This is a genomic window from Streptomyces sp. NPDC043680 (assembly GCF_056436685.1).
In genome coordinates this window covers 97,877-113,524 of the sequence record NZ_JBWKCE010000001.1, presented here as the reverse complement: position 1 = coordinate 113,524, position 15,648 = coordinate 97,877, and the positions used below count along the sequence as shown (strand labels likewise).

The 15,648-nt window shown below is 71.3% G+C and carries 15 protein-coding genes; 9 read left to right on the top strand and 6 right to left on the bottom strand.

The annotated features are described in order from the left end of the window. The first annotated feature begins 90 nt into the window (after positions 1–90). On the top strand, positions 91–573 hold the full coding sequence (locus tag AC0666_RS00500; RefSeq protein WP_468581337.1) for an FAD synthase family protein: 483 nt from the start codon (positions 91–93) through the stop codon (positions 571–573). Here AC0666_RS00500 and AC0666_RS00495 read toward each other — a convergent pair. Both AC0666_RS00495 and AC0666_RS00490 read right to left on the bottom strand, forming a co-directional pair. Next, complete coding sequence (locus AC0666_RS00495; RefSeq protein ID WP_468963354.1) at positions 554–1,276, bottom strand: CDP-alcohol phosphatidyltransferase family protein; 723 nt, start codon at positions 1,274–1,276, stop codon at positions 554–556. The two genes, AC0666_RS00500 and AC0666_RS00495, sit on opposite strands and share 20 nt — an antisense overlap. Positions 1,277–1,339: 63 nt before the next feature. Continuing rightward, entirely contained in the window at positions 1,340–2,545 is a 1,206-nt protein-coding gene (locus AC0666_RS00490; protein ID WP_478706846.1) for an MFS transporter, read from the bottom strand. An 82-nt stretch (positions 2,546–2,627) separates the two neighbouring features. Here AC0666_RS00490 and AC0666_RS00485 point away from each other — a divergent pair, with 82 nt between their 5' ends. Next, on the top strand, positions 2,628–3,254 hold the full coding sequence (locus tag AC0666_RS00485; protein ID WP_468963356.1) for a MarR family winged helix-turn-helix transcriptional regulator: 627 nt from the start codon (positions 2,628–2,630) through the stop codon (positions 3,252–3,254). Between the two features lie 95 nt (positions 3,255–3,349). On the opposite strand, the gene glgX is transcribed toward AC0666_RS00485, so the two are convergent. Then, positions 3,350–5,740 (bottom strand): glycogen debranching protein GlgX, encoded by a 2,391-nt coding sequence (glgX, locus tag AC0666_RS00480; protein WP_468963357.1) that lies wholly within the window; start codon positions 5,738–5,740, stop codon positions 3,350–3,352. 181 nt (positions 5,741–5,921) lie between these two features. Between glgX and AC0666_RS00475 the strand changes: the two genes are divergently transcribed. The 6 genes from AC0666_RS00475 (at position 5,922) to AC0666_RS00450 (ending at position 12,511) form a co-directional block, all read left to right on the top strand. Further along, complete coding sequence (locus AC0666_RS00475) at positions 5,922–7,142, top strand: L,D-transpeptidase (RefSeq protein WP_468963526.1); 1,221 nt, start codon at positions 5,922–5,924, stop codon at positions 7,140–7,142. A gap of 143 nt (positions 7,143–7,285) precedes the next feature. Further along, positions 7,286–8,512 (top strand): L,D-transpeptidase, encoded by a 1,227-nt coding sequence (locus tag AC0666_RS00470; RefSeq protein WP_468581331.1) that lies wholly within the window; start codon positions 7,286–7,288, stop codon positions 8,510–8,512. A gap of 86 nt (positions 8,513–8,598) precedes the next feature. Continuing rightward, positions 8,599–9,366 (top strand): enoyl-CoA hydratase/isomerase family protein, encoded by a 768-nt coding sequence (locus AC0666_RS00465; protein ID WP_468581330.1) that lies wholly within the window; start codon positions 8,599–8,601, stop codon positions 9,364–9,366. Between the two features lie 263 nt (positions 9,367–9,629). Beyond that, complete coding sequence (locus tag AC0666_RS00460) at positions 9,630–10,136, top strand: ATP-binding protein (RefSeq protein ID WP_468963359.1); 507 nt, start codon at positions 9,630–9,632, stop codon at positions 10,134–10,136. A 384-nt stretch (positions 10,137–10,520) separates the two neighbouring features. After that, positions 10,521–11,324 carry a polysaccharide deacetylase family protein gene (locus AC0666_RS00455; RefSeq protein WP_468581328.1) on the top strand — a complete coding sequence of 268 codons (804 nt, stop codon included), beginning with the start codon at positions 10,521–10,523 and terminating at the stop codon, positions 11,322–11,324. After that, positions 11,321–12,511: a YncE family protein gene (locus AC0666_RS00450; RefSeq protein WP_468963360.1), complete on the top strand. Its 1,191-nt coding sequence runs from the start codon at positions 11,321–11,323 to the stop codon at positions 12,509–12,511. The genes AC0666_RS00455 and AC0666_RS00450 overlap by 4 nt, the downstream gene beginning before the upstream one ends. A 64-nt stretch (positions 12,512–12,575) precedes the next feature. Here AC0666_RS00450 and AC0666_RS00445 read toward each other — a convergent pair whose 3' ends face one another. Then, entirely contained in the window at positions 12,576–13,829 is a 1,254-nt protein-coding gene (locus AC0666_RS00445) for a cytochrome P450 (protein ID WP_478706845.1), read from the bottom strand. After that, positions 13,810–14,568 (bottom strand): tRNA-dependent cyclodipeptide synthase, encoded by a 759-nt coding sequence (locus AC0666_RS00440; protein ID WP_478706844.1) that lies wholly within the window; start codon positions 14,566–14,568, stop codon positions 13,810–13,812. Before AC0666_RS00440 ends, AC0666_RS00445 begins: the two co-directional genes overlap by 20 nt. 254 nt (positions 14,569–14,822) lie before the next feature. Between AC0666_RS00440 and AC0666_RS00435 the strand changes: the two genes are divergently transcribed. Continuing rightward, on the top strand, positions 14,823–15,035 hold the full coding sequence (locus AC0666_RS00435) for an EF-hand domain-containing protein (protein ID WP_356851130.1): 213 nt from the start codon (positions 14,823–14,825) through the stop codon (positions 15,033–15,035). 3 nt (positions 15,036–15,038) lie between these two features. Here AC0666_RS00435 and AC0666_RS00430 read toward each other — a convergent pair whose 3' ends face one another. Beyond that, a complete protein-coding gene (locus tag AC0666_RS00430; RefSeq protein WP_468963363.1) occupies positions 15,039–15,638 on the bottom strand; it encodes a PadR family transcriptional regulator in 600 nt (199 codons plus the stop codon). Positions 15,639–15,648 lie beyond the last annotated feature (10 nt).

The window sequence follows — 15,648 nt, the reverse complement described above, 5'->3', positions numbered from 1 at the left end:
CGGCAGGGTGCAGAACGTGCACGCTATTGTCTGCTAATCCGCCGCACCGGGGGTGCGGCCACTGGGGGGTAACTCATGACGGAGCAGGACATGTCCGACCTTGGCGTACCTGGACGCAGGCCTTATCGAGTCGGCTATGCCCCGGGTGCCTATGATCTGTTCCATATCGGGCATCTCAATATCCTTCGCCACGCCCGCAGCCAGTGCGACTACCTCGTGGCCGGAGTGGTCTCCGACGAGATGGCCGAACGGGCCAAGGGCCGCCGCCCGATGATCCCGCTCGTCGAACGGCTGGAGATCGTGCGCAGCGTGAAGTACGTGGACGCCGCGTTCGTCGAGACGGTCCCGGACAAGGTGGAGACCTGGAAGCAGGTCCGCTTCGACGTGATCTTCAAGGGCGACGACTGGCGGGGCACCCCCAAGGGCGACAAGCTGGAGCAGGACTTCGCCGCCGTCGGTGTCGACGTCGTGTACTTCCCCTACACCGTGCACACCTCCAGCACCCAGCTGCGCCGGGCGCTGGACGCGCTCGCCGAACCCCTCGCCGAGCCGTTCACCGCGGAACGGCGCTGAGCTCCCGGAACCACTTCGCCAGGAACGCCGCCAGGAACAGTGCGGCGACGGCGCCGAGCCCCGCGTACGCCCAGCGGAACAGCTCCCCGCCGCCGAGCAGCAGGAACACCAGGCAGAACACGCCGTAGTCCACCGGCAGCAACGCCACCGCGCGCAGGGTCGACGGCGCGGCGGCCGCGCTCCCCGGAGCCGGCTTGGGCTTGAGCTTCTCGGTCAGCAGCCCCCCGAAGAAGGTGACGACCGAGGCGAACTGGAAGCCGAGCGGCACCAGCAGCCAGCCGTCCCCGCCCGTCCCGTAGGCCTCCGGGAAGCGGTGGAAGGCGATCAGCACGCAGGTGTGCAGGGCGGTCAGCTTCGCGCAGTCCACGACGTGGTCCAGCCATTCGCCCGCCGCACTGCCGCCTCCGCGCAGTCGGGCCAGCTGGCCGTCGGCGGAGTCGAAGGCGAAGCCGACCGCGAGCGCGGCCCACACGGCGATCCCCAACCCCCAGGAGGGCGCGGCGAGTGCGACCGCCGCCACGGCGGCGAAGCTGAAGGCGGCGCTGACCAGCGTCACCTGGTTCGGAGTCAGCCCGAGGCCGTACGAGACGGCGGCCAGGTACCGCCCCGCGGGCCGGTTGACGTACCGCGAATAGAGCGACACGCCCTTCGCCGACTTCTGCGCCCCGCGCAGCTCCCGCAGCGCGGTCCCGACACTCGCCATGCGTACCCCTGATCCCTGCGACATCACACGTGTGTCCAGGTGCACGTGTGTACGAGGGCCACATCATCGCAGGGTGGCGGCGGGCTCCCGCCCCCGAGCGGTCCGTACGTCCGGAAGCAGCAGGACGCAGAGGTTCGCGGCGGCGGTGAGCACGGCCGCGGCCAGCAGCGGAGCGGCCGTTCCGGTCACCGCCGCCAGCGGCGCCGCCACCGCGAGCCCGAGCGGCCGGGCGGCGAAGGAGATCAAGGTGTCGAAGGAGCCGACCCGGCCGAGGGCCTCCGGCGGGACGCGTAGCTGGATCTCGGTCTCCCACAGCGGGCTGAGCAGCCCGACGCCACCCATGCCGATGAAGTACGCGGCTGCCGCCACCGGCAGGGGCAGCCGCAGCCCGAGGGCGGCGAGCGCCGGGGCGAAGGCCGCGGCGGCCACCGCCACCCACACCAGCGGCCGCCGCACCGGCAGCCGCCCGGCGGCCCAGGCCCCGACGAGCAGCCCGACCGTGCCGGCCTGGGCGATCATCACCCAGGCGCCCTCGCCGCCGAGGGACTCCACGGCGATCAGCGGGCCGAGGGTGAGCAGCAGTCCGGCGGCCAGGTGCCAGACCCCATGGGCCAGCACATTGGCGAGGAACCACGGATGCCGGCGCGTCTGCGCCCACCCCGCCCGCAGTTCGGCGCCGAAGCCGGGCCGGTCCGCCGCGCCGCCGCCCCGGCGGGCCGGGGTGCGGATGCCGCCGAGGGTGAGGGCCGAGGCGGCGAACAGGGTGCCGGTCAGCAGCGAGGACCAGCCGGGTCCGAGGGTCAGCATCAGCGCGCCCGCGGCGGCCGGCCCGGCCATCGAGGCGAGCCCCTGGGCCACCATCAGCCGGGAGTTGGTCCGCAGCCGGTCCGGTCCGGCGGCCACCGCGGCCACCAGGGTGCGCGCCGAGGGGTTGCCGAAGGCCACGGCGGCTCCGGTGAGTGCCGCCAGCGCCGCGAGGGCGGGAATGCGTACCGGCCCGGCCCACAGCAGCACGCCGGTGCCGGCCTGCGCGGCGGCCCGTACGAGGTCGGCCGCGAGCACGACCAGCCGGGGCGGGAACCGGTCCGCGGCCACCCCCGCGACGGGCAGCAGCACCAGCATGGGCAGCATCTCGGCGGCGAGTACCAGGCCCAGGTCGCCGGCGGTGCCGTCGCGGACCACCGCCAGGGTGAGGGTGGTCGGGATCAGCGCGGTGGCGAAGGCGGCGCAGGTGCGGCCGGAGAGCAGCCGGAAGATCGTCGGGGTCATGGGCGAAGTCAATTCGCCGACGAATGATTCGTCAACGAAATAATGCGCTCGGACGGACTGCCGACGGGGCGATAATGCGGGCATGGAGGAGCCAGCGGGACCGACGGCGCGCACGCCGCGCACCAGGCACGCGCCCGGAGCGGCGGCGGGCGCGGAGAGGCCCGTCACGGCGCGTGCCCGGGCCGGGGCCCACCCGCCGGCGGTCGCGGAGGACACGGGCGCCGAGGACTCCGTCGACCGGCACATCGCCCGATGGAGCGGCAAAGTGCCCTTCGACGTGCCCACCGAGGCCGTCATCACCCGTATCCAGCTGCTCGCCAAGCATGTCGGACACGGCAAGGAGCGCGCCCTCGCCAAGACCGGGCTGCAGGCCTTCGAGTTCGAGACCCTGCACCGGCTCGCCTCCCGCGGCGCCCCCTGGCGGGCCCCCTCCGCCGAGCTCGCCGCCGAACTGCTGCTCTCCCCGGCCGGGATGACCGGCCGTCTCGACACCCTGGAGAGGTCCGGGCTGATCCGCCGGGTGCGCCCCGCCGGGGACCGCCGCCGGGTCGACGTCGAGCTGACCACCGAGGGCCACCGGCGCTGGACCGAGGCGATGCGCTGGCGCGCGGTCGCCGAGGCGGAGATGGTCGAGCCCCTCGGCGAGGCCGAACGCGACGCCCTGGCCGCCCTGCTGAAGCGGATGCTGCTGCACGTCGAGGCCGGGTAGCCGCCTGCCCCGACGTCCTGCCGCCGACGTCCTGCCCCCGACGTCCCTTCGCCGGGGGCCCGGACCTGCCGGGCCCGGGCCCCCGCCGCCGACCCTCAGCCCAGCACGCGCAGCAGCTGCACCGACCGCGCCGGGACCGTCAGCGTCTGCCCGCCCCGGTGCCGGGTACCCGGCGGGGCGGCCTGGTCCTCCCGCGAGGTGTCCAGCACCAGTTCGTACTCGGCCGCCCACGGAGGACCCGGCAGCACCCACGGCACCGGACGGTCCCCGGCGTGCAGCAGCGTCAGGAAGCTGTCGTCGCTCACCTGCCGGCCCCGCTCGTCGCGGCCCGGGATGTCCCGGCCCGACAGGTACATCCCCAGTGCGGCCGCCGGCGCGTACCAGTCCCGCTCCGTCATCTCCGTACCGGCCGGGGTGAACCAGGCCAGGTCCCGCAGCCCGTCGGCGCCCTGCGGCCGCCCCGAGAAGAACGCCCGCCGCCGCAGCACCGGATGCGCCTGGCGCAGCGCCACCAGCCGGGAGGCCAGCGCGAACAGCTCCCGCCAGACCGGGTCCTCCAGCAGCGACCAGTCCACCCAGCCCGTCTCGTTGTCCTGGCAGTAGGCGTTGTTGTTGCCGCCCTGGGTGCGGCCGAACTCGTCGCCCGCGACCAGCATCGGCACCCCGGTCGACAGCAGGAGGGTGGTCAGCAGATTGCGCAGCTGCCGCCGCCGCAGCCCGCCGATCCGGGCGTCGTCCGTCTCGCCCTCCGCCCCGCAGTTCCAGGACCGGTTGTCGTGGGTGCCGTCCCGGTTCGCCTCCCCGTTGGCCTCGTTGTGCTTGCGCTCGTACGAGACCAGGTCGCGCAGGGTGAAACCGTCGTGCGCCGTCACGAAGTTCACCGAGGCGTACGGACGCCGCCCGCCCCACGCGTACAGGTCGCTCGACCCCGACAGCCGGTACCCCAGGTCCCGTACGTCGGGCAGCGCGCCCCGCCAGAAGTCCCGGACGGCGTCCCGGTACCGGTCGTTCCACTCCGTCCACAGCGGCGGGAAGGCCCCCACCTGGTAGCCGCCCGAGCCCACGTCCCAGGGCTCCGCGATCAGCTTGACCCGGCGCAGCACCGGGTCCTGGGCGATCACCGCGAGGAACGGCGAGAGCATGTCCACGTCGTGCATCGAGCGCGCGAGCGCCGCCGCCAGGTCGAAGCGGAAGCCGTCGACCCCCATCTCCGTGACCCAGTAGCGCAGCGAGTCGGTGATCAGGCGCAGCACGTGCGGACGCCCCGCGTGCAGGGTGTTCCCGCAGCCCGTGTAGTCGGCGTAGCGGCGCTGGTCGGACTGGAGTCGGTAGTAGCCCCGGTTGTCGATCCCGCGCAGTGACAGCGTGGGGCCCAGCTCACCGGCCTCCGCCGTGTGGTTGTAGACCACGTCGAGGATGACCTCGATCCCGGCGGCGTGCAGGGCCCGGACCATCCGCTTGAACTCGCCGACCTGCTGACCGGCCGTACCGGAGGAGGAGTACCCGGCGTGCGGGGCGAAGTAGCCGATCGAGTTGTAGCCCCAGTAGTTGCGCAGCCCCTTGCGCAGCAGATGGTCCTCGTGCGCGAACTGGTGCACCGGCAGCAGCTCGACCGCCGTCACCCCGAGCCGGGTCAGGTGCTCGACCGCCGCCGGATGGGCGAGCCCCGCGTACGTGCCGCGCAGTTCCTCGGGGACGCCCGGATGGCGCATGGTGAACCCGCGCACGTGCAGCTCGTAGATCACCGAGTCGGCCCACGGGGTCTTCGGGCGGACGTCGTCGGCCCAGTCGTCGTCATCGTGGACCACGACCCCCTTGGGCACGAACGGGGCCGAGTCCTGGTCGTCGCGCACCGTGTCGGCGATGTACTGCTGGGGCCAGTCGCGCACGTGCCCGTACACCTGCGGCGGCAGCGTGAAGTCGCCGTCCACGGCGCGCGCGTACGGGTCCAGCAGCAGCTTCGCCGGATTGAACCGGGCGCCCGTCCACGGGTCCCAGCGGCCGTGCACCCGGAACCCGTACCGCTGCCCGGGGCGCACGCCCGGCAGGAAGCCGTGCCAGATCTCGTGCGTGAGCTCGGTGAGCGCGCACCGGGTCTCGGTGCCGTCCGCGTCGAACAGGCAGACCTCCACCGCCTCCGCACCCTGGGCCCACAGCGCGAAGTTGGTGCCGGCCGTGCCGTCCGGGCCGCTGTGGAAGCGGGCCCCCAGCGGGTGCGAGGACCCGGGCCACACCGCGGGGCCCGGAAGCGCGCGGACCCGTAAGGCCGGTCGGCCGTTGACCTGGGGGAGGGGCGGGGCGGCGCCCTTGCCCCGCACCCCGTTCCCGGCGGACGCGGGGTGCGCGGCGACGACGGCCTTCACCGCCCCGGCGGCTTCGACGACCTCGGCCGCGTTCACGGCATCCACGGCCTCCATGGCGTTCGCGGCCTCCACGGCCTCCACGGCGGCGGGTTCCACCGCCTCTTGCTCGGCTGCGCTCGACACTGCCCGCCTCCACGGCTCCTGGGTACCGTCGGGGGAGGGAGTGCGGCCCCGGGCGTCCCGGCCCGGGCCCGCCCCCCGTCTGGTCCTTCCCACTGTTCTGCCCGGACAGTTCTGCCCGGAACGTGCCCCGCCCTCACGTTTCCCCCGGAGGGGGCCGGTCGTTGGAGGGATCGTGACACTTCTGACGAGGCGGGCAGGGGCGGGATGGGCCGCCGTGGCGGCATGGGCGGCCCTGCTGGGCGGACTGGCCGGCTGCACGGGGGGCGGCGGGGCGCCGGTCGAGATCCAGCTGCCCGGCAAACCCCGGTCGCCGGACGAGGCCATCCGGATCACCCCCGAGGACAACGCCAAGGGCGTCCCGGCGGAGGGCCCGCTCACCGTCAGGGTGCCCGAGGGCCGGCTGGAGCGGGTCGTGGTCACCAAGGTCGAGGACGCCCAGGAGGAGAAGGTCCCCGGCGCGATCGCCCCCGACGGCCTGAGCTGGAGCCCCGACCCGGCCCACGGACGGCTCGCGCTCGCCGCCAAGTACACCGTGGACGCGGTCGCGCTCGACGGGCACAACCGCCGCCAGGCCCGGCACACCACCTTCACCACCTACGTCCCCGAGGAGCGGTTCATCGGCTACTTCAAACCCGAGAACCGCTCCACCGTCGGCACCGGCATGATCATCTCCTTCAGGTTCAACCGGTCGATCGAGAACCGCGCCGACGTCGAGCGCGCCATCACCGTCACCTCGAAACCCGCCGTCGAAGTGGCCGGCCACTGGTTCGGCCGTGAACGACTGGACTTCCGGCCCAGGCAGTACTGGAAGCCCGGCACCGAGGTCACCGTGAAGATGAGCCTGCGGGACGTCCAGGGCGCCCCCGGCTCGTACGGCATCCAGGACAAGACCATCTCCTTCACGGTGGGCCGCTCCCAGGTCTCCACCGTGGACGCGGCCGCGCACACGATGGAGGTCCGCCGGGACGGGCAGCTCGTCTCCACCCTCCCCGTCACCGCGGGCGCGCCCAAGAACACCACCTACAACGGGAAGATGGTGGTGATGGAGATGTTCGACGTCACCCGCATGAACGGCCAAACGGTGGGCTTCGGCGGCGAGTACGACATCCCCGACGTGCCGCACGCCATGCGGCTCACCACCTCGGGGACCTTCCTGCACGGCAACTACTGGGCCAGCCCGGACACCTTCGGCTCCACCAACGTCAGCCACGGCTGCGTGGGTCTGCGCGACGACAAGGGCGGCGGCTCGGACACCCCGGCGGGCTGGTTCTTCGACCGGACCCTGATCGGGGACGTGGTGGAGGTCGTGAACTCCCAGGACAAGACCGTCGCCCCCGACAACGGGCTGGGCGGCTGGAACATGTCCTGGGCCAACTGGGTCGCCGGCTCCGCCGTCAGCTGAGTGACGGCGGGTCGGCCCCGGCCGACCTCCCGATTCTTGGTGCGGAACGGTGACATGACCGTTTCTCTTCGTGATCCCTGCATGTGATTTCCTGTCGGCAAGCGCGCGACTGTCCGCGCGCGGGGGACATGGGGAGAAACAGAGTGAACGTGCAGCCGATACGCGGCCGCGCCCGCCGCACCGGCCTGCCGGCCCTCCTGCTCGGAGCGGCCCTGCTGCTCACCAGTGCGTGCAGCGGCGGTGGTACAGGCGGCGGAGGCGGCGACAACGCCGGTGGCGGAGGGGGCGGCAAGACCGGCACCGAGGCCTCCAAGGCCGTGGTCAGCGTCAAGCCGGACGACGGGGCCAAGGAGGTCGCGACCAGCGGCGTCCTGAAGATAACCAGCACCGGCGGCAAGCTCACCACGGTGACCGTCGCCGACACCAAGGGCAACGCCGTCGAAGGCAAGCTCGCCGCGGACGGCGCGAGCTGGGAGCCGGCCCGGAACCTGGCGTCCGCCACCGAGTACAAGGTGCACGCGGTCGCGAAGGACGAGGCCGGCCGGGAGTCCGCCAAGGACACCACGTTCACCACCCTCACCCCGACCAACACCTTCGTGGGCCACTACACGCCCGAGGACGGCGAGACCGTCGGCGTGGGCATGCCGGTGTCGATCAACTTCAGCCGCGGCATCACCAACACCGACGCCGTCGAGAAGGCCATCACGGTGACGGCCGAGCCGTCCGTACCGGTCGAGGGCCACTGGTTCGGCAACGACCGCCTCGACTTCCGCCCCGAGAAGTACTGGGCCGCCGGCACCAAGGTCACCGTGAAGATCGCCCTCGACGGCGTCGAGGGACGCCCCGGCGTCTACGGCAAGCAGACCCGCACGGTCAACTTCACCATCGGCCGCTCGCAGGTCTCCACCGTCGACGCGAGCGAGCACACGATGCAGGTCGTCCGGGACGGCCAGGTGCTCAAGAACCTCCCGATCACCGCGGGCGCCCCGTCGACGACCACCTACAACGGGCAGATGGTCATCAGCGAGAAGTACAAGGTGACCCGGATGAACGGCGCGACGGTCGGCTTCGGCGGCGAGTACGACATCTCCGACGTCCCGCACGCGATGCGCCTGTCGAACTCCGGCACCTTCGTCCACGGCAACTACTGGGCCTCCTCGGGCACCTTCGGCTCGGAGAACGTCAGCCACGGCTGCGTCGGCCTCAAGGACGTCCGCGGCGCAGGCGACGGCAACCAGCCCGCCGCCTGGTTCTTCAACGAGTCGCTGATCGGCGACGTGGTCATCGTGAAGAACTCCAAGGACAAGCAGATCGCCCCGGACAACGGCCTCAACGGCTGGAACATGGACTGGGCGGAGTGGATCAAGTAGCCACCCCGAGCGCGTAGTGCGGTGGCCCGGTGCTGTGACCCACAGCACCGGGCCACCTTGCGTTAACCGGCGCTAACCTTCCCCGTATGACCATCTCTCTCGAAGTCTCCGAAGGCGTCGGCACCATCCGCCTGGACCGGCCGCCCATGAACGCCCTGGACATCGCCACCCAGGACCGGCTGCGCGAGCTCGCGGTGGAGGCCACCGAGCGCGCCGACGTCCGTGCGGTGATCCTCTACGGCGGCGAGAAGGTGTTCGCGGCCGGCGCGGACATCAAGGAGATGCAGACGATGGACCACGCGGCGATGGTCGCCCGGTCCCGCGGACTGCAGGACGCCTTCACCGCCGTGGCCCGGATCCCCAAGCCGGTCGTCGCGGCCGTCACCGGCTACGCCCTGGGAGGCGGCTGCGAGCTGGCGCTGTGCGCCGACTTCCGGATCGCCGCCGACAACGCCAAGCTCGGCCAGCCCGAGATCCTGCTGGGCCTGATCCCCGGGGCCGGCGGCACCCAGCGGCTGTCCCGGCTGATCGGCCCGTCCAAGGCCAAGGACCTCATCTTCACCGGCCGGATGGTCAAGTCCGACGAGGCGCTCACCCTCGGGCTCGTGGACCGCGTCGTGCCCGCCGCCGAGGTCTACGAGCAGGCCCACGCCTGGGCCGCCCGGCTCGCCCAGGGGCCGGCCCTCGCGCTGCGCGCCGCCAAGGAGTGCGTGGACGCGGGCCTGGAGGCGGACATCGACACCGGCCTGACCATCGAACGCAACTGGTTCTCCGGCCTGTTCGCCACCGAGGACCGCGAGCGCGGCATGCGCAGCTTCGTCGAGGAAGGCCCCGGCAAGGCCAAGTTCCTCTGAGGCCGGGGCGATCCGCCGGAACCCCGGTGACCGGTTCCTTCCTGGGGGTGGATTAGCCAGGCCTTAAAGGACCCTTAAGGCAGGGTGGTGATCCACTCTGGGTGATCGTCTCCTCGCCCGGTGTCATCCCAGGTCAACCCGGTTCGCACGGGGGCCGGTTGCCTCATGCATATGACGGGACACCCCCTCGGGAGCATCTGCTCCGGGGGGTGTTTTCCCGCGGAACGGCCCGGGCGGGCCGGTCGGCCGTCCATGATGGGTGCATGGCGGGCCTGGAGGGTGTGGAACAGCCGCGGCAGCGCAGCAGCGCTTCCGCCGTACGGCTGACGGCGGCGGCGCTTGAGGACGAACAGGGCCTCAAGGCGCTGGAGTTGTACGGAAATCCCGCCGAGGCGGAAGTGACGCTGCCGTCCATGCCCGAGTCGGCGAGCACCGCCCGCCGGCTGACCCAGTGCGTGGTGATCCGCCTCTGGGGCTTCTCCCCGCAGATCGCCGAGCACACCGTCCTGCTGGTCTCCGAACTCGTCGGCAACGCGGTGCGCCACACCGGGGCGCGCTCCTTCGGTCTGCGGATGGTGCGCCGGCGCGGCTGGATCCGCGTCGAGGTGCGTGACCCCTCCCGCGGGCTGCCGTGCCTGATGCCGGTCCACGAGCTGGACACCACCGGGAGGGGGCTCTTCCTCGTCGACAAGCTCTCCGACCGGTGGGGCGCCGACCTGCTGCCGCGCGGCAAGATCACCTGGTTCGAGATGCGGGTGGCCGACCGCTGAGCCCCCGGATGCGCCAGAAGCCCCCGTTCGCCGCTGGTGGGGCGTCGTGGGGGCTTCATGGGTGCGCCGAGGATCGAAGGGGGTGTGATCCTCGGCGTGGCGACTTCGCTCGGGTCAATGGGGAAGCCGTGATTCCGACTATGGCAGACGGGCGAGCAAACGCCAAAAGTCCCAACTTGGACATAAGTGTGCATATCCTAAGAGTTTCCACCTAAATCCTAGGTGAGGTCGACCACTCACCTCGCAATCCATGAATGACTATCCACTGCTGTGGGTGAATCGTTGATCGGATAGCGGACAGGTCCCCCGGGTGGCCCCGCTCGGCAAACATCCCGAAATGGGTCAATCATTACCTTCCGGGTCATCCACCCCTTAAATGGGCGGGTGCTCTGCTACCCGGACCGCCGATCAGCTCTCCGCGCGGGCGCGGCGGTCGCCGCCGGTACCCTCACCGCCGCCTGCGGGACGGACACCCGCACCCCGTCCGCCCGACCGGCCGCCACGCCCGGCGACCGCGGAGCGCCCCCGAAGTCCGGCCGGGTCCAGGCGCCCGCCCCGGCCCCCGCCCCGCGCCGGTTCCCCGGGCAGCCCGTCGAAATCGCCCACGGCCCGCGCGAGCGCCCCCGGGTCGCCCTCACCTTCCACGGCAACGGGGACCCCGCCACCGCCCGCGCCGTCCTCGCCGAAGCCGAGAAGGCCGGTGCGCGGGTCACCGTCCTGGCCATCGGCAGCTGGCTCGACGCCCATCCCGACCTGGCCCGCCGGGTCCTGGACGGCGGCCACGAGCTCGGCAACCACACCCAGCGCCACCTCGCCATCAACGCGATGCCCGAAGCGGAGGCCTATGCCGAGATCACCGGCTGCGCGCAGCGGCTCAAGCGGCTCACCGGCTCCATCGGCACCTGGTTCCGCCCCTCGCAGACCCAGTACGCCACCCCGCTCGTCCAGAGGCTGGCCCAGCGGGCGGGCTACCCGCACGTCCTCTCGTACGACGTGGACTCCCTCGACTTCACCTCGCCCGGCGCCGCGGCCGTCATCCGCACCGTCACCGGGACGATCCGCAGCGGATCGGTGGTGAGCCTGCACTTCGGCTACGCGGACACGGTCGACGCGATGCCGTCCCTCCTCGAAGAACTCGCGCGCCGCAAGCTGCGCGCGGTGACCACCACGGAGCTGCTGACCTCATGACGACCACCCGCCTTCCCCGGAAGGCCACCGTGCTGCTGGCCGGTCTGGTCCTCGCCGCCCTGGCCGGCTGCGGATCGGCCGACAAGAGCCCCGCCGAGGCGCTCGGCTCCGAAGCCCCGGCCCTGCCCCCCGTCAAAGCCGTCCCGGCGCCGCCGCCGGGACTGGCCGGAATGCCACCCCTGATCGACCCCCACGACGTGTACGCGGCCGACCGGCCGAACCAGCTCTCCCCGGTGGTCAAGAACTTCCCCTCCCGCGTCTACGTGCCGAACACGTCCTCCAACACGGTGTCCGTCATCGACCCGAAGACGTACAAGGTCATCGACACCATCCCGGTCGGCATCCAGCCGCAGCACGTGGTGCCCTCCTGGGACTTGAAGACCCTGTGGGTCAACAACAACCGCGGCCACACCCTCACCCCGATCAACCCCGCGACCGGCGAGGCCGGCCACCCCGTCGAGGTGCACGACCCGTACAACCTGTACTTCACGCCCAACGGCAAGTACGCGGTCGTGATGGCCTCCATGGACCGCGAACTCGTCTTCCGCGACCCGCACACGATGAACCGGGTGAAGACCGTCCCGGTGACCTGTTTCGGCGTCAACCACGCCGACTTCTCCGCCGACGGCCGCTACTTCATCGTGAGCTGCGAGTTCTCCGGCGAGCTGCTCAAGGTCGACACCGAGCGGATGGAGGTCATCGGCCAGCAGAAACTGCCGTTCGAGGGGGCGATGCCGCAGGACGTGAAGGTCTCCCCGGACGGGAAGACCTTCTACGTCGCGGACATGATGGCGCACGGCATGTGGGTGCTCGGCGGCGACGCCTTCGACACCCCGAAGCTGCTGCCCACCGGCAAGGGCTGCCACGGCCTCTACGTCAGCCGCGACTCGAAGGAGATGTACATCTCCAACCGCGGTGAGGGCAGTATCTCCGTCTTCGACTTCACCCAGAACAAGCTCACCAAGAAATGGGAGCTGCCGGACGGCGGCAGCCCCGACATGGGCGGCGTCTCCGCCGACGGCAAGGTGCTCTGGCTCTCCGGCCGCTACAACTCCGAGGTCTACGCGATCGACACGGCCACCGGCCAACAGCTCGCCCGGATCCCCGTCGGCAGCGGCCCCCACGGCCTGGCCGTCTACCCGCAGCCCGGGCGTTACTCCCTCGGGCACACCGGCATCTTCCGGTAGGGCCGGCGCAGGGCATGACGATGCCCCGGGAGCCCGCACAAGCTCCCGGGACACCGTCGTCCACTCACCAGGCGACGGGAAGCCGTTCCGGTAGCCGCTTGATGAAGCCCGTACGCCAGACCAGGTTCTCCGCGGGCACCGCGAGCCGCAGTTCGGGCAGCCGCTCCACCAGCACCTCCAGCGCGATCTCGGCATGGGTCCGGCCCAGCGCCGAGGCCGGGCAGAAGTGCCGGCCCGCGCCGAAGGCGAGGTGGGCGTTGGCGCTCTGGCGCTCCAAGTCCAGCTCCTGCGGACGCTCGAAGGCATCCGGGTCGAAGTTGGCCCCCTCCAGCAGGACGAGCACCAGCTCCCCCTCCTTGACCAGCACCTCGCCGACCTGGACGTCCGCCAGGGCGATGCGCGGCAGGCCGTCACCCACGGACAGGTTCCAGCGCAGCAGCTCGTCGACGGCACCGCCCATGCGCTCGGGGTGGCGGCGCAGGTAGCCGATCAGCTCCGGCTTCTGGAGCAGGGCGAGGACGGCGAGGGTCAGGAACGCCGACGTGGACACGGCCCCGGCGCCGAAGAGCGACACGGCGACCGTCGCGAACATCTCGTCGGTCAGGTGCGCCGACTCCGGGTCGGCCTCCCGCAGGTCCGCGAACCGGCCGAGCAGCCCCGTACGCTGCTCGGCGGGCCGTGCGAGCTGCGCGCGGAACCGGTCGACGAAATAGCCGACGTCCTTGTACCAGTTGAGGGCCGAGTCGGCGAACGGTTCGCGCGCGGTCATGAACGCGACGTCCAGGCCGGACATCAGCCGCCGCCAGTCCTCGAAGGGCACCCCGAGGACCTGGCAGTGCATGGCCGCCGAGAAGGGGTCGGCGAACCCCGCCCGGAGATCTGCGGGGCCACCCTCGGCGATGATCGCGTCGAGGAGCTCGCCCGCCGTGGCGCGCAGCCGGTCCTGCAGCCCCTTCTGGCGCGGGTTGAGCGCCTTCATCACCGCGTTGCGCAGCCCGGCGCTGTTGATGTTGCCCATGTTGTTGACGACCTCGGGCGGGATCGTCAGCGCGTACTGGCGCGGAACGCCGGCGTTCGCCGTGTCCTTGAGGCTGAAGCGCTCGTCCTCCAGCACCTGCTTGGCCAGCGCGTAGCTGCTGACCAGCCAGGCCGGATCCCCGGTGAGGGTGCGGACCTTCGCGACCGGGGCCTTCTCGCGCAGCCAGGTGCACTCCTCGGGGAGCACATCGCCGCGGCGGGAAAGGGGGAAGTCGAGGAGGGCCTCGGTGTGGCTGCGGCGGTCGGCTGCGTGGCCGCCCTCAAGCTGCTCGACGCTCATCGACGGTCCCTTCGGTCGGTGCATGGATCGTGGGCGGCGCGGACGCAGCGGCCTCGGGCCGTACGACGGCGTACGCCTGGTTGCGGGTCGCGCGCAGGCCGCCGCCGCGTGCGAAGAGGACGTCCGTCAGCGGCATCTTGACGTGGTAGGCCGCCACCGAGGACGGCACATCGAGAATGCTGGGGGTGTCCACGAAGAACGGCAGCTCTGCCGCCATGTAGTCGAAACACACCTGCAACTGCCCGGTGGTGATGGATTCACCTTCCGGCAACTTCGAGCCGACAAAGTGGAGGGCCATTTCCTCGCATCCCTTGCGGAATTCGTCATCGGTCTCAAGGAAATGCAGTACGCGTCGGTGCAGTAGTTGGTAAACGGGGTTCGATTGGAACTCTGAAAGTGCCCTCACGCGGATCTCCGCATGGGGGTCGCCTGCTTCCTCCACGCCCTTGAGAATCCGCCGTCGCACCGCTTTGATCTCCTTCGTGGCGCGCTTCTCCGCGTGCTCCCGGGTGTAGCCGAAAGCGGCGAACATCCGGTCCACGTGCAGATCTGCGTACACGAAGTCGACCTGCGCGAAGCGGGCGGTGGCCCATCGGGCGAGACTGCTGATGCGCTCGGAGCTGAAGTAGCTGTTTCCAGGACTCACTCCGATGAGCACATGGTCGCCGTCTTCCCAGATATGGCGGCAAGTGCGGGTGAAGGGCAGAACTTCGAATGATGCGTCAGCTGTGATCGTCACCTGTGTGATCGCCCTTGTTGCCGCTTGTCCCTGGGAGCCCTGCGCTCCTGGTGTGGCGGCAATGTCGGTACGTTATGCCGTGACCCCGGAACGTGACAAGTCCGGGGCCGATTTCTTGGCTGGAATTGTTGCTTCCGCATCGCGGAAGAGCAATTGAATTTCTATCTGCCGGCCGAACGGGACCCGCGGGACGGGCGTGGTCCGGCTGGCGCTACCCTGAGCCGGTCAACAAGCACCAAGAAGGGGTGGACCCAGTGGCGGACATCGAGAACGCGCGGACGACGTTCGGCAAGTTCGACGCGAACGGCGACGGCTTCGTCACGGCCGACGAGTTCCGTGCGGCCATGGCGGAGATGGGCGACCCGTTCGTCACCGGCCCGGTCGCGGACGCCGTGATCGCCGCCAAGGACGCGAACGGCGACGGCCTGCTCAGCTTCGACGAGTTCTGGGCCTCCCTGAACAAGTAGGCGTCACGCCGGGCCCCCGTCCCGCCCCGCGCCGGGCGGGACGGGGGCCTGCGGCTGCCCGTCGGCGGCGGTCATGTCCTCGACCACGCTGACGGCCTCCTCCAGCCAGTGCAGCCAGAACGTCTCCAGGCTGATGCCGCCGTGCAGCACGAGCCGGCGCAGCCGGTCCTGGTCGGAGGCCGGCCCCGGGCGGAAGTCCTTCTCCTCGATGGCCTCGTACGTGGCCAGCTGGCGGCGGTGCAGATCGCGGTGGCGGCGCAGTTCCGCGGCCAGGCCCTGCGGGCCGACGACACCGGCCGCCCGGATGCGCAGCAGCAGCGGATCCCGGATGGCCTTCGGATCCTGGCTCTCGCCGACCCACCGGGCGAGCTCCGCGCTGCCCGCGGGCAGCACCTCGTACTCCTTCTTCTGCCCCCGTACGGGCGCCTCGCTGGGCAGCGCCCGGATCAGGCCCGCCTCCTCCAGCCGGCCGAGCTCCCGGTAGATCTGCTGGTGCGTCGCCGACCAGAAGTACCCGATCGACTTGTCGAACCGCCGGGTCAGCTCCAGCCCCGACGAGGGCTTTTCGAGCAGGGCGGTGAGGATGGCGTGCGGGAGCGACATGCGGTCATCC

What these genes read in the sequence shown, in the direction of transcription:
- AC0666_RS00490 (WP_478706846.1), bottom strand. Translation starts at nt 2,545, where the DNA reads ATGACCCCGACGATCTTCCGGCTGCTCTCCGGCCGCACCTGCGCCGCC.
- AC0666_RS00450 (WP_468963360.1), top strand. Translation starts at nt 11,321, where the DNA reads ATGACGACCACCCGCCTTCCCCGGAAGGCCACCGTGCTGCTGGCCGGT.
- AC0666_RS00445 (WP_478706845.1), bottom strand. Translation starts at nt 13,829, where the DNA reads ATGAGCGTCGAGCAGCTTGAGGGCGGCCACGCAGCCGACCGCCGCAGC.
- AC0666_RS00495 (WP_468963354.1), bottom strand. Translation starts at nt 1,276, where the DNA reads ATGGCGAGTGTCGGGACCGCGCTGCGGGAGCTGCGCGGGGCGCAGAAG.
- AC0666_RS00485 (WP_468963356.1), top strand. Translation starts at nt 2,628, where the DNA reads ATGGAGGAGCCAGCGGGACCGACGGCGCGCACGCCGCGCACCAGGCAC.
- AC0666_RS00460 (WP_468963359.1), top strand. Translation starts at nt 9,630, where the DNA reads ATGGCGGGCCTGGAGGGTGTGGAACAGCCGCGGCAGCGCAGCAGCGCT.
- AC0666_RS00500 (WP_468581337.1), top strand. Translation starts at nt 91, where the DNA reads ATGTCCGACCTTGGCGTACCTGGACGCAGGCCTTATCGAGTCGGCTAT.
- AC0666_RS00430 (WP_468963363.1), bottom strand. Translation starts at nt 15,638, where the DNA reads ATGTCGCTCCCGCACGCCATCCTCACCGCCCTGCTCGAAAAGCCCTCG.
- AC0666_RS00465 (WP_468581330.1), top strand. Translation starts at nt 8,599, where the DNA reads ATGACCATCTCTCTCGAAGTCTCCGAAGGCGTCGGCACCATCCGCCTG.